This window comes from Sphingomonas sp. BL-S-28, assembly GCF_055521515.1.
Window position 1 is genome coordinate 1,461,234 of the sequence record NZ_CM145484.1, and the last position, 12,127, is coordinate 1,473,360.

Below are 12,127 nucleotides of genomic sequence, written 5' to 3' on the forward strand. Positions count from 1 at the left end.
CATTTTTCAAACGGACTCTTAGCGCCAAGCCCCGTTCAGCAGACCAGTTCCATCAACATGCGCGGCGAGTGGATCACCAGTTCGCGGTCGTCGCGGCTGATGATGCCGCGCCGGATCAGCGCGGCGATCGCGCGGGAGGCGGTTTCGCGCGTCGTATTGGCCGAAAGCGCCAGCATCGTCACCTTCGGCGGCGGCGCGATCCGCTCCGCACTGCCGGCCAGGGAGAGCAGTTCGGCATAGACGCGGCCCGCTGCCGAATAGGTGGTGCGCGCCATCATCCGGTCCAGCGCGCGGTCGAGCTGGCGGGCCAGCAGCCGGGCCATGCCGGCGCCGACTTGCGCGTCCTCCGCCACCAGATCGGCCACCCGCGCGGCATCGGCGCGCAGCAGGGTGGTGTCCATCAGGCAGGCGATTTCGGCGCGGTGGATGGTGGGGGAGGGGTAGGCGCCGAAGAATTCGCCGGGGCCGTACTGCGCCAGTTGCTGGCGCTGACCCTCCAGCCCGAAAGCCTCTATCCGCATCCCGCCTTCGATCACCAGCCAGCAGTGGTGCGATTCCTCGCCCTGCCGCGCCAGAATCTCCTTGGCAGCGACTTTCTGGGGGGCAAGCAGACGCGCGAGCTTCTCGGCCGCGGGGCGGTCGCACCGGAAGATCGTGCCGATGATCTCGATTTTCTCGTCGGAATCCAAAAACGCTGCCCCTGTCGTGCGGCCTCGCGGCCGAACCCATTCCATCGCGCTTAACCGATTTTGCCCGGAAGGCGGAAGCCTGTGATTCCCTTCGCAGCGTGATTTCGGTCACGCGGTTTGGATTTTGCCTCCGCTAGTAAGACATCGCGACCCGAAGGCGGCTCTGAAAGGAGCAGCCACATTACTTGGCCCGGAAGACCAGCTCTTCCGGGCCTTTTTTTGGAATTTCGGGATGTTGCCCGGTGCCGGGCAAGGGCGCGGGCCATATCCGCCGCGAATCGGCAGTGGCGCGCGGAAAGGCGAAAACGGCGGATGCATCGCAGCCCCGCCGTTTTCGCCCTCGATCAGACCAGTTCCTTCAGCGGCGTGCTTGCATCGGCCAACGCCTCGACATCGGGCGAAGCGCCGGCTTCCACCAGCTTGCGGCCCTGAACATAGTCTTTGACCATGTTCACGCAGTCCAGCGCGACGACCTTGCCCTGCTTCAGATAGACCACCGAGAACGACCGGGCGGCGGTGTCGCCACGGATCACCGTCTGGTCGAAGCCCACGTTGATGCCGGCGGTCTGCAGGCGCAGGTCATACTGGTTGGACCAGAACCACGGGAACGCCTTGTAGGGCTTTTCGTCGCCGCAGATCGCCTTGGCAACACAGGTCGCCATGTCGTTGGCGTTCTGTACCGATTCCACGCGCATCACATTGCCGCCGGCGAAGTCGCAGGCGAAGGAGGCGCAGTCGCCGATGGCATAGACGTCGGGAAGCGAGGTGCGGCAGTATTCGTCCACGTCCACGCCGTTCGCGCCCGCCGCCCCGGCCAGGATCAGCGGGCCGACGGCGGGAACGATGCCGATGCCGACGATCACGGCTTCGGCCGGGACCACTTCGCCATCCGCCAGCTTCACGCCGGTCACGCGGTGGCCGTCGCCCTCAAGGCATTCCACCGCAACGCCGGTGCGCAGATCGACGCCGTGTTCGCGGTGTTCGTTCTGGTAGAATTCGGAGAGTTCCTCACCCGCCACGCGGGCCAGCACGCGCGGAAGCGCTTCCAGCAGGGTGACGTTGAGCTTCATCTTCGACAGCACCGCCGCCGCTTCCAGCCCGATGTAACCGCCGCCGATCACGACGATGTTCTTCGTGCCGGCATCGACTTCGGCCATCAGCGTGTCGCAATCCTCGCGGGTGCGCACGGCGTGGACGCCCGCCAGTTCGGCGCCGGAGCAATTGAGGCGGCGCGGATCGCCGCCGGTCGCCCAGACCAGCTTGCCGTATTCGTGCTTCTCGCCATTGGAGAGCGTCAGTTCATGGGCCGAGGGATCGACCGCGGTCACTTCGGTGCCGAGCTTGAAGGTCACGTCCTTCTCCGCCCAGAACGTCGGCGGGCGGATGTAGAGGCGATCGAAGGTCTTTTCGCGCGCGAAATATTCCTTGGAGAGCGGCGGACGCTCGTAAGGATATTCCGGCTCGCGGCCGATCACGGTGATGGTTCCGGTGAAACCGTTCTGGCGCAGGGCGATGGCGCACTGCGCACCGCCGTGGCCGGCTCCTACGATGACGACGTCGGACTTGCTCATGAGGCGTTCCGTTCGGGCAATTTCATCTCTCCGTCAATGTCTGGGGTGGAATATTCTTGCTTGAGGGTGATCACATCGTGGCTACGAGCGCCGGCGGCACGTCATAGCCCCACTCGCGGTACTTGCGGGCGATCACGGCGATCATCCGCTGGAGTTCGGCCGAATGGTCGCCGGCACGGTGGCTCATGATGATCGGGGACGTCACCGGCTCCGCCAGTTCGCGATAGGCGACATCGTGGCTGCGCGCACGGTGGACCGATTCGGGGACGATGGCCACGCCTTCCTCGGCCGCGACCAGGCCGATGGCGATCTGCAATTCGCGCGCCTCATGCACCACGCGCGGCTCGATCGAATGGTCGCGCAGCAGCGACAGCACCTGATCGGCATAGCTGGGCCGGGGGGAGCGTGGGTAGATGATCAGCGTCTCATCAGCGATGTCGTGCAACGAAACCGGCCCGTCGCCCTGCGCCAGCCGGTGGGTGAAGGGAAAGGCGGCGACAAGCTTCTCATGCCGCAGCACCGTGCGGCGGACGGAGGGATCATCGAAGCGGATGCGGCCGAAGCCGACATCGATGCGGCCTTCCTTCAGCGCGGCGATCTGGTCCAGCGTGGTGCTTTCCACCAGCACCAGCTCCACGTCCTGCGCCTCCTTGCGGAATTCGCGGATCAGTTCGGGCAGGCGGGCATAGATCGTGGAGGAGACGAAGCCGACCACGAAGCGCCGCCGCTCGCTGCCGACGGCGGCCTTCACCATCGATTCCATGTCCTCCATCCGCGCCAGCATCTGCAGCGCCTGATCGTGGACCAGCTGGCCCACGGGCGTCAGCTTCAGCGGGCGCTGCGCCCGGTCGAGCAGCGGCGCGCCCACTTGCGCCTCAAGCTGCTGGATGGCGCGGCTCAAGGGCGGCTGGGCGATGTGGAGCCGCTCTGCGGCCCGGTTGAAATTGCCTTCGTCGGCAACCGCGACGAAGTACCTCAGCAGGCGAAGGTCCATGATCGAAATACCTGTCAGGTATCGAAGCGCAACCACATCGGTCTTTGATGCGACTCGGCCTCATCCCTAATTTGTTGCCGAAACCCTAAGCATACCGGAGAGGTTCTGCAATGACTGCGCTCGATCGCGCTGATACCTTAATCGTCGATGTACCGACGATCCGCCCGCATGTGCTGGCCATGGCCACGATGCATTCGCAGGCGATGGTGATCGTCCGCCTGACGGACAGCGACGGCGTGGAGGGCATTGGCGAGGGCACCACGATCGGCGGCCTCAGCTATGGCGAGGAAAGCCCGGAAAGCATCAAGTCCGCCATCGACACTTATATCGTCCCGGTCCTGAAGACCTGCGACATCGCCCATGTCGGCGCGACGATGGCGAAGGTGGCCAAGTGCGTGCGCGGCAACCACTTTGCCAAGTGCGCGGTGGAAACGGCGCTGCTGGACATGGCGGGCAAGCGGCTGGGCGTGCCGGTCTCTGACCTCATCGGCGGCGGCCGCGTGCGGGACGAGATGCCGGTGGCCTGGACCCTCGCCAGCGGCGACACCGCGCGCGACATTGCCGAGGGCGAGGAAATGCTGTCCCTGCGCCGCCACCGCATCTTCAAACTGAAGATCGGCAAGCGCGACCTGCGGGCGGACGTCGCCCATGTCGGCGCAATCTGCAAGGCGCTGGGGGACCGCGCCAGCGTGCGCGTGGACGTGAACCAGAACTGGAGCGAGGCGCAGGCCAAGCTGGGCATGGCGATGCTGCAGGATGTCGGCTGCGATCTGGTGGAACAGCCCATCGCCGGGGATGATATTGCGGCGATGACCCGCCTTGCCACCACGCAGGCGGTGCCGCTGATGGCGGACGAGGCGCTGCACGGCCCGCGCACGGCGCTGCGGATTGCCGCTGCCGGTGCGGCGGGCGTCTTCGCGCTGAAGATCGCGCAGTCCGGCGGGCTTTTCGCCACTGCCGAAGTGGCCGCCATCGGCACCGCCGCGGGCATCGGCCTCTATGGCGGCACGATGCTGGAAGGCGGCGTGGGCACGGCGGCTTCGGCCCATGTCTTCGCCACCGTTCCCGACCTTGCCTGGGGCACCGAACTGTTCGGCCCGCTGCTGCAGACCGAGCAAATCCTCACGCAGCCGCTCGGCTACGGCGACTTTGCGCTGAAGGTGCCGACTGGCCCCGGCCTCGGCATCGCGCTCGATCCCGACAAGATCGCCTTCTTCCGGCGCGACCGTTCAGGCCCGCGCCTCCACGCCGTAAAGACAGGAGCCTGAACCATGCTGTTCATGGTCGAAATGGACGTAAACATCCCGCTGGACTTCGATGCCGATGAGGCCGCGAAGATCAAGGCCGCCGAAAAGGCGTACTTCCAGAAGCTCCAGACCGCCGGCGTGTGGCGCCACATCTGGCGCAAGGTCGGGCTCTATTCCAACGTCTCGATCTTCGATGTCGAGAGCAATGCGGCGCTGCATGACACGCTCATGGCCCTGCCGCTCTACCCCTTCATGACCATGAAGGTCACGCCGCTCGCCCGGCACCCATCCTCCATCCATGACGACGATCGGTGATCGCCGACGCCAGCTAACTCAAGTCCTTGGGAGAGAATAAAATGGACGTCAGCTTCGTAAAGACCCCGGAAATCCAGCAGCTGCTCGACCGCGCCGCCGGCGTGAACGAGAGCGGCGGCAGCCCGCGCCTCAAGGCGATCATGCGTGACCTCACTGAATCGGTGATGGAGCTGATCGTCCGCCACGACATTTCCGAAAGCGAGTTCTGGCTCGCCATGAAGTACCTTTCGGACAGCGCGGGCGAGATCGGCCTGATCGTGCCGGGCACCGGCCTCGAACACTTCCTGGACCTCTACATGGATGCCAAGGATGCCGAAGCGGGCCTCTCCGGCGGCACCCCGCGCACCATCGAAGGGCCGCTCTACGTTGCCGGCGCGCCGCTGGTGGAAGGCAATGTGAACCTTTCCGTCGACGAGGACGAAGGCACCACGGTCCTGCACATGACCGGCAGTGTCACCGGCCCGGATGGCGAAGCGGTGGAGAACGCCGTGGTCCACGTCTGGCATGCCAATTCGAAGGGCTGGTATTCGCACTTCGACCCGACCGGCGAACAGACCCCGTTCAACAACCGCCGCCGCATCAAGCTGGGCAAGGACGGGCGCTATGCGTTCCATTCCAAGCAGCCGAGCGGCTATTCGGTGCCGCCGGGCGGATCGACCGACCAGCTGATGCAGGCGCTGGGCCGCCACGGCAATCGCCCCGCCCACGTCCACTTCTTCATCGAAGCGCCGGGCTATCGCACGCTGACCACGCAGATCAACTTCGGCGACGATCCCTTCGCGGCCGACGATTTCGCCTTCGGCACCCGCGAGGGTCTGCTGCCGGTGCCCAGCCGCCAGGGCGACAGCGCCTACATCCAGTTCGACTTCCAGATGCAGCGCGCCGCCGATGCGGACGACGAGCACTTCTCGTCCCGCGCCCGGGCCGAGGCCGAACCGCAGAAGCAGACCGAAACGGCCTGACCACACAAGAATTCGGGAGACAGGATCATGTACGAACGCCTCATGCACCGGGTCTCGACCGCCGTGGTCGATGACGTCGAAACCGGAGAGTTCCGCTGCCGCCGGGACGTCTTCACCGATCCGGCGCTGTTCGAACTGGAAATGAAGTACATCTTCGAAAGCAACTGGGTCTATCTGGCGCACGAAAGCCAGCTTCCCAGCAAGAACGATTACTTCACGACGTTCATCGGGCGCACGCCCGTGATCCTGACCCGTGCCAAGGACGGCGCGATCAACGGCGTGGTCAATGCCTGCGCGCATCGCGGCGCCAAGCTGTGCCGCCGCAAGCGGGGCAACCAGCCGCTGTTCGTCTGCCCGTTCCATGGCTGGAGCTTCAAGCCCGACGGCAAGCTGCTGCGCGCCAAGGATGCCAGCACCGGCGCCTATCCGGAAAGCTTCGACCACGAAGGCTCTCACGACCTCACGCGCCTGCGCGTCGAGAGCTATCGCGGCTTCGTGTTCGGATCGCTGAACCATGACGTGCTGCCGCTGGAACAGCATCTGGGCGAGGCCAAGGTCATCATCGACCAGATGGTCGATCAGGCGCCAGAGGGGCTGGAAGTGCTGACCGGCAATTCCACCTACACCTTCGACGGCAACTGGAAGATGCAGATGGAGAACGGCTGCGACGGCTATCACGTCAGCTCCGTTCACGAAAACTACCAGTCCACCATGGGCCGCCGCGCAGAGGGCGGCACCAAGGCGGTGGACGCCAACGGCTGGTCCAAGGCGCCCGCCAGCGGTGTCTATGGCTTTGAACATGGCCACATCCTGCTCTGGACGCAGGTCATCAATCCCGAAGTGCGGCCGATCTGGAACCACAAGCCGGAACTGGACGCGCGGCTGGGTGAGGACAAGGCCAAGTTCATCATCGAGCAGACGCGCAATCTGGCGCTCTATCCCAACGTGTTCCTGATGGACCAGTTCTCCACGCAGATCCGCGTCGTCCGCCCGATCGACGTGCACACCACCGAAGTGACGATCTACTGCTACGCCCCCAAGGGCGAGAGCGCCGAGGACCGCGCCCACCGCATCCGTCAGTACGAGGATTTCTTCAACGTCACCGGCATGGGCACGCCTGACGATCTGGAGGAATTCCGCAGCTGCCAGAAGGCCTACGAAGGCGCGGGCGAGCTGTGGAACGACCTCAGCCGCGGGGCCAAGCGCTGGATCCATGGGCCGGACGCCAATGCCGCCGCGATGGGCATGAACCCGCTGCTCTCCAGCGAGCGTAGCGAGGACGAGGGCCTCTTTGTGCGCCAGCATGAGTTCTGGGCGCAGATCATGCTGGACGGTCTGGCGAAGGACGCGGCCAATCAGCCGCCGATGATGGAGGCGGCGGAATGAGCGCGCTCGACATAACCCGTGAAACGCTGTCCTACCGCGAGATTTGCGCCTTCCTCTACCGCGAGGCGCGGCTGCTGGACGATCGCCGGTTCGACGAATGGCTGGAATGCTATGCCGAAAGCGCCGAATACTGGATGCCCGCGTGGACCGACGACGATGAACTCTGCACCGACCCGCAGACCGAAATCTCGCTGATCTACTACGCCAACCGCAAAGGGCTGGAAGACCGCGTCTACCGCCTGAACACCGAACGCTCCTCCGCCTCGACGCCGGAACCGCGCTCGGCACACTTCATCGCCAATGTCGAAGTGCTGGACAGCCGCGAGGGGCAGGTGGACTTGCGCTACAACTGGCACACGATGAGCCACCGTTACCAGCAGACGCAGCAGTTCTTCGGAACCACGTTCCTGACGCTGGATACCTCTGGCGATGCGCCCTTGATCCTGAAGAAGAAGATCGTCCTGAAGGACGACTACATTCATCAGGTCATCGACATCTACCACGTGTGATGGGGGCGGGCATGTCCGTTGACGCAGGCGACCCCCAACCCTCGTCATTGCGAGGAGGCGAAGCCGACGCGGCAATCCAGAGCGGCGTGGGCCAGAGCCGCGCAGAGCCGCCCCTGGATTGCTTCGCTACGCTCGCAATGACGAAGGACGCGGAGGCCCGGCCATGATCTTCGCAGGACGTTTCGCAGGCAAGGTCATGGTTGTGACCGGCGCGGCGCAGGGCATCGGCGCCGGCGTCGCCAGTCGCGCCGCTGCCGAAGGGGCCAGCGTGGTGCTGGTGGACCGCGCCGAATTCGTGACCGAGGTGGAACAGGCCATCGTGGCGGCGGGCGGCAAAGCAGTCTCCGTCTGCTGCGACCTTGAGACGTATGAAGGCGCGGCCATGGCGATGGCCAAGGCGGTAGAGGCGTTCGGGCGGATCGACATCCTGATCAACAATGTCGGCGGCGCGATCCGGATGCGGCCCTATGCCGAGTTCGAGCCCGCGCAGATCAATGCGGAAATCTGCCGCTCGCTGATGCCCACGCTCTACTGCTGCCATGCGGTGCTGCCGACCATGCTGGGGCAGGGGGCGGGCACCATCGTCAACCTGTCCTCCAACGCCACGCGCGGCATTCGCCGGGTGCCCTATTCGGCGGCCAAGGGCGGGATCAACGGCCTCACGCAGAGCCTTGCGATGGAATACGCCGAAGCGGGCATTCGTGTCGTCGCGACGGCGCCGGGCGGCACGAGCGCTCCCCCCCGCCGTGTCGCCCGCAACGCCGAAGGCGACAATGCGCAGGAACAGGCTTGGATGGCGGAAGCGGTGGAGCAGGTGACCTCCTCCGCCTTCCTGAAGCGCTACGGAACCCTTGAGGAGCAGATCGCCCCGATCCTGTTCCTTGCCTCGGACGAGGCCAGCTACGTGACCGGCACCGTGTTGCCCGTCGCGGGCGGCGATCTCGGTTAAGACGGAGACACACGATGTCCAAGATTTACGACAGCCCCCGGGTCGCACTGGAAGGACTGCTGTTCGACGGCATGACGATCATGTCGGGCGGGTTCGGGCTCTCGGGCAATCCCGAGAGCCTGATCCCCGAAATCCGCGCAGCGGGCGTGAAGGACCTGACGGTCATTTCCAACAATGCCGGCGCGGACGGGTTCGGCCTGTGGATGCTGCTGGAAAGCCGGCAGGTGCGTAAGATGATCTCCTCCTACGTCGGCGAGAACAAGCTGTTCGAGAGCCAGTACCTCTCGGGCGAACTCGAACTGGAACTGAACCCGCAGGGCACGCTGGCCGAGCGCATTCGCGCTGGCGGGGCGGGCATTCCGGCGTTCTACACCAAGACCGGCGTCGGCACCGTGGTCGCCGAAGGCAAGCCGGTGGAGGTGTTCGAGGGCGAGGAATACGTGCGCGAAACCTGGCTGCGCGCGGACCTGTCGATCATCAAGGCCTGGCGCGCGGACGAGGAGGGCAACCTGATGTTCCGCAAGACCGCGCGCAACTTCAACCCGAACATGGCCACCGCCGGCAAAGTCACCGTTGCCGAAGTGGAAGAGGTCGTGCCCGCCGGCACGTTCGATCCGGACTGCATCCACACCCCCGGCATCTATGTCGACCGCGTGGTGCTCTCCACCATCAACGAGAAGCGCATCGAGAAGCGCACGGTGCGCGAAAGGGAGGCCGTCTGATGAGCTGGACCCGCGATGAAATGGCCGCCCGCGCCGCAAAGGAACTGCGCGACGGGTACTATGTGAACCTCGGCATCGGCATCCCCACGCTGGTGGCGAACCATGTGCCGGCCGGCATCAAGGTCACGCTGCAGAGCGAGAACGGCATGCTGGGCATCGGCCCGTTTCCGTATGACGAGGATGTCGATCCCGACCTCATCAACGCCGGCAAGCAGACGATCACCGCGCTGCCCACCAGCAGCTTCTTTTCCAGCGCAGACAGCTTCGCGATGATCCGCGGCGGCCATATCGACATGGCGGTGCTGGGCGCGATGGAAGTTTCGGCCGATGGCGACCTCGCCAACTGGACGATCCCGGGCAAGATGGTGAAGGGCATGGGCGGGGCGATGGACCTTGTCGCCGGCGTGAAGAAGGTGATCGTGGTGATGGATCACGTCTCCAAGCACGGCGATCCCAAGATCCTGCCCGCCTGCACCCTGCCGCTGACCGGCAAGCGGGTGGTGGACATGATCGTCAGCGATCTGGCCGTCTTCGCCATCGACCGCAAGGCGGGCGGACTGACGCTGGTCGAACTCGCCCCCGGCGTGAGCCTTGAGGAAGTCACCACCAAGACCGGCGCCCCATTCGTTTCCGCGCTGGAAGAGGCCCTCTGATGTTCACCAGCGTTCCCGGTGCGCGGCTCTACTGGAAGCTGGAGGGGCGTGAGGGCGCCCGTCCGCTGGTGCTGCTCAACTCCATCGGCACCGACATGGACTTGTGGGACCCGGTGCTGCCGCTGCTGCGCGCGCGCTTCCGGCTGCTGCGCATCGACACGCGCGGCCACGGCGCTTCAACGGCTGAGCCCGGCGACTTCTCGATGCAACTGCTGGCGCGCGATGTTCTGGCGGTGGCGCACGATGCCGGGATCGATCGGTTCGCGCTCGCAGGCGTGTCGCTGGGCGGCATGATCGGCATGGAACTGGCGCTGGCCCGTCCGCAGCAGGTGGAAAAGCTGGTGCTGGTCTGCACCTCGGCGACGATGGACGCGGCCTCGTGGAACGACCGCATTGCCAAAGTCCGGGGCTCCGGCATGGCGGCCATTGCCGATCTGGCGATGGGCCGCTTCCTCTCCGACGAGCTGCGCGAGGAGAACCCCGCGCTTTACGAGACGGTGCGCCGCCAGCTCGTCACCATGGACCCGCAAGGCTATGCCGGCTGCGGCGCCGCGATCCGCGACATGGACCTTGCGGAGCGGATCGGCGGGATCGCCGCACGCACCTTGGTCGTCACCGGCACGCGCGACACTTCCACGCCGCTCGAAGGTCACGGCGAGCATCTGCTGGCGCGCATTCCCGGCTCCAGCCACGCCGCGCTTTTGGCCGCGCACCTTGCGCCGCTGGAAGCGCCCGAGGCGCTGGCTGCGGCGCTCATTCCGTTTCTCGAAGGCTGATCTCTCCCATGTTCGAAGCATTCGTCTGCGACGCCATCCGCACCCCCATCGGCAAGCTGAACGGCTCGCTCTCCGCGGTCCGTGCCGATGACCTTGCCGCCATCCCGCTGCGCGCGCTTATGGCGCGGAACCCGGGCGTGGACTGGGGTGCCGTAGACGATGTGATCCTGGGCTGCGCCAATCAGGCGGGGGAGGACAACCGCAACGTGGCGCGCATGGCAGTGCTGTTGGCGGGCCTGCCGGAAACGGTGCCGGGGGTGACGGTCAACCGCCTGTGTTCCTCCGGCCTCAACGCGCTGGGCATGGCGGCGCAGGCGATCCGCAGCGGCGATGCCGACCTGATGATAGCCGGCGGCGTCGAATCGATGACCCGCGCGCCTTATGTGCTGGGCAAGGCGGGCAGCGCCTTCGGCCGCGATCAGAAGATCGAGGACACGACGCTGGGCTGGCGGTTCATAAATCCGGCGATGAAGGCCGCTTACGGCGTCGATACGATGCCGCAGACGGGCGAGAATGTGGCGCAGCAATGGCAGGTCAGCCGAGAGGATCAGGATCGTTTCGCTCTCGCCAGCCAGGAAAAGGCCGCGATCGCGCAAGGGAACGGCCGTCTCGCGGCGGAGATCGTGCCCGTCACCGTTCCGCAAAGAAAGGGCGAGGCGCTGGTCTTCGACCGCGACGAACACCCCCGCGCCACCAGCCTTGAAGCGCTGGCCAAGCTGAAGCCGGTGGTCTCTCCGGAGGGCACGGTGACGGCGGGCAATGCTTCCGGCCTCAACGACGGTGCGGCGGCGATGCTGGTCGCCAGCGAGCAGGCGGCGAAGCGCCACGGGCTGACCCCGCGCGCCCGCGTGATCGGCATGGCCGCATCGGGCATCGCGCCGCGCGTCATGGGGGCAGGGCCGATCGAGGCCGCCCGCAAGGTTCTGCGGAAATCCGGGCTTTCGATGGACCGGATCGACGTGATCGAACTGAACGAGGCTTTCGCCAGCCAGGCCATCGCCACCTTGCGCGATCTGGGCGTCGATCCCTTCACCGACTCGCGCGTCAATCCGAACGGCGGGGCCATCGCCCTGGGTCATCCTTTGGGCATGTCGGGCGCCAGAATCGCGATGAGCGCGGTCGAACAGCTCAGCCGAACGGATGGCCGCTACGCCCTTGCCTTCATGTGCATCGGCGTGGGACAAGGCTTGGCGGTTCTGCTCGAACGCGTGTGATCCGCAGTATACTGCGGATTTTCCGTCACAAATGGCTCCCAGCCACAGTTTGTGACGCGCTAGTCATGAACGGGCTTCATGACAGCAATCAAAACTAAGTATCTATTTCCCTGCGGCCCAAGCTGATAGTCGCCTGATTC

General features: G+C 65.5%; 13 protein-coding genes. 10 read left to right on the plus strand and 3 right to left on the minus strand.

The features are described 5' to 3' along the window. Positions 1-35 precede the first annotated feature (35 nt). From ACZ1JC_RS15625 to ACZ1JC_RS15635, 3 genes are all read right to left on the minus strand, one after another. Entirely contained in the window at positions 36-689 is a 654-nt protein-coding gene (locus ACZ1JC_RS15625) for a Crp/Fnr family transcriptional regulator (protein ID WP_465135985.1), read from the minus strand. 344 nt (positions 690-1,033) lie between these two features. After that, complete coding sequence (locus tag ACZ1JC_RS15630) at positions 1,034-2,260, minus strand: NAD(P)/FAD-dependent oxidoreductase (RefSeq protein WP_465135984.1); 1,227 nt, start codon at positions 2,258-2,260, stop codon at positions 1,034-1,036. 70 nt (positions 2,261-2,330) lie between these two features. Continuing rightward, positions 2,331-3,254, minus strand: coding sequence for a LysR family transcriptional regulator (locus ACZ1JC_RS15635; RefSeq protein ID WP_465135983.1), 924 nt, complete (start codon positions 3,252-3,254; stop codon positions 2,331-2,333). A 110-nt stretch (positions 3,255-3,364) separates the two neighbouring features. On the opposite strand from ACZ1JC_RS15635, the gene ACZ1JC_RS15640 reads away from it, so the two are divergent. The 10 genes from ACZ1JC_RS15640 to pcaF all read left to right on the plus strand — a co-directional run bounded on the left by ACZ1JC_RS15640 (position 3,365) and on the right by pcaF (position 11,987). Next, on the plus strand, positions 3,365-4,522 hold the full coding sequence (locus ACZ1JC_RS15640) for a muconate/chloromuconate family cycloisomerase (protein WP_465135982.1): 1,158 nt from the start codon (positions 3,365-3,367) through the stop codon (positions 4,520-4,522). Positions 4,523-4,525: 3 nt separating this feature from the next. Beyond that, positions 4,526-4,816, plus strand: a complete 291-nt coding sequence (gene catC / locus ACZ1JC_RS15645) for a muconolactone Delta-isomerase (protein ID WP_465135981.1) — start codon at positions 4,526-4,528, stop codon at positions 4,814-4,816. 41 nt (positions 4,817-4,857) lie between these two features. Next, entirely contained in the window at positions 4,858-5,778 is a 921-nt protein-coding gene (locus tag ACZ1JC_RS15650) for a dioxygenase family protein (protein WP_465135980.1), read from the plus strand. 27 nt (positions 5,779-5,805) lie between these two features. Continuing rightward, on the plus strand, positions 5,806-7,164 hold the full coding sequence (locus ACZ1JC_RS15655; RefSeq protein WP_465135979.1) for an SRPBCC family protein: 1,359 nt from the start codon (positions 5,806-5,808) through the stop codon (positions 7,162-7,164). After that, the gene (gene benB, locus ACZ1JC_RS15660; protein WP_465135978.1) at positions 7,161-7,673 is read left to right on the plus strand and encodes a benzoate 1,2-dioxygenase small subunit; all 513 of its coding nucleotides are present in this window, start codon (positions 7,161-7,163) and stop codon (positions 7,671-7,673) included. Before ACZ1JC_RS15655 ends, benB begins: the two co-directional genes overlap by 4 nt. 163 nt (positions 7,674-7,836) lie before the next feature. Next, on the plus strand, positions 7,837-8,622 hold the full coding sequence (gene benD / locus ACZ1JC_RS15665) for a benzoate diol dehydrogenase BenD (RefSeq protein ID WP_465135977.1): 786 nt from the start codon (positions 7,837-7,839) through the stop codon (positions 8,620-8,622). A gap of 14 nt (positions 8,623-8,636) precedes the next feature. Continuing rightward, a complete protein-coding gene (locus ACZ1JC_RS15670) occupies positions 8,637-9,344 on the plus strand; it encodes a CoA transferase subunit A (protein ID WP_465135976.1) in 708 nt (235 codons plus the stop codon). Then, the gene (locus ACZ1JC_RS15675; protein ID WP_465135975.1) at positions 9,344-9,997 is read left to right on the plus strand and encodes a 3-oxoacid CoA-transferase subunit B; all 654 of its coding nucleotides are present in this window, start codon (positions 9,344-9,346) and stop codon (positions 9,995-9,997) included. The genes ACZ1JC_RS15670 and ACZ1JC_RS15675 overlap by 1 nt, the downstream gene beginning before the upstream one ends. Next, a complete protein-coding gene (pcaD, locus tag ACZ1JC_RS15680) occupies positions 9,997-10,773 on the plus strand; it encodes a 3-oxoadipate enol-lactonase (protein WP_465135974.1) in 777 nt (258 codons plus the stop codon). Before ACZ1JC_RS15675 ends, pcaD begins: the two co-directional genes overlap by 1 nt. Positions 10,774-10,781: 8 nt before the next feature. Then, entirely contained in the window at positions 10,782-11,987 is a 1,206-nt protein-coding gene (pcaF, locus tag ACZ1JC_RS15685) for a 3-oxoadipyl-CoA thiolase (RefSeq protein ID WP_465135973.1), read from the plus strand. Positions 11,988-12,127: the final 140 nt, after the last annotated feature.

Bases quoted from the DNA above. Each gene is read 5' to 3' on its own strand.
- pcaF (WP_465135973.1), top strand. From the start codon at position 10,782: ATGTTCGAAGCATTCGTCTGCGACGCCATCCGCACCCCCATCGGCAAG.
- pcaD (WP_465135974.1), top strand. From the start codon at position 9,997: ATGTTCACCAGCGTTCCCGGTGCGCGGCTCTACTGGAAGCTGGAGGGG.
- ACZ1JC_RS15640 (WP_465135982.1), top strand. From the start codon at position 3,365: ATGACTGCGCTCGATCGCGCTGATACCTTAATCGTCGATGTACCGACG.
- ACZ1JC_RS15650 (WP_465135980.1), top strand. From the start codon at position 4,858: ATGGACGTCAGCTTCGTAAAGACCCCGGAAATCCAGCAGCTGCTCGAC.
- benB (WP_465135978.1), top strand. From the start codon at position 7,161: ATGAGCGCGCTCGACATAACCCGTGAAACGCTGTCCTACCGCGAGATT.
- ACZ1JC_RS15630 (WP_465135984.1), bottom strand. From the start codon at position 2,260: ATGAGCAAGTCCGACGTCGTCATCGTAGGAGCCGGCCACGGCGGTGCG.
- ACZ1JC_RS15675 (WP_465135975.1), top strand. From the start codon at position 9,344: ATGAGCTGGACCCGCGATGAAATGGCCGCCCGCGCCGCAAAGGAACTG.
- benD (WP_465135977.1), top strand. From the start codon at position 7,837: ATGATCTTCGCAGGACGTTTCGCAGGCAAGGTCATGGTTGTGACCGGC.
- ACZ1JC_RS15655 (WP_465135979.1), top strand. From the start codon at position 5,806: ATGTACGAACGCCTCATGCACCGGGTCTCGACCGCCGTGGTCGATGAC.
- ACZ1JC_RS15635 (WP_465135983.1), bottom strand. From the start codon at position 3,254: ATGGACCTTCGCCTGCTGAGGTACTTCGTCGCGGTTGCCGACGAAGGC.
- catC (WP_465135981.1), top strand. From the start codon at position 4,526: ATGCTGTTCATGGTCGAAATGGACGTAAACATCCCGCTGGACTTCGAT.
- ACZ1JC_RS15670 (WP_465135976.1), top strand. From the start codon at position 8,637: ATGTCCAAGATTTACGACAGCCCCCGGGTCGCACTGGAAGGACTGCTG.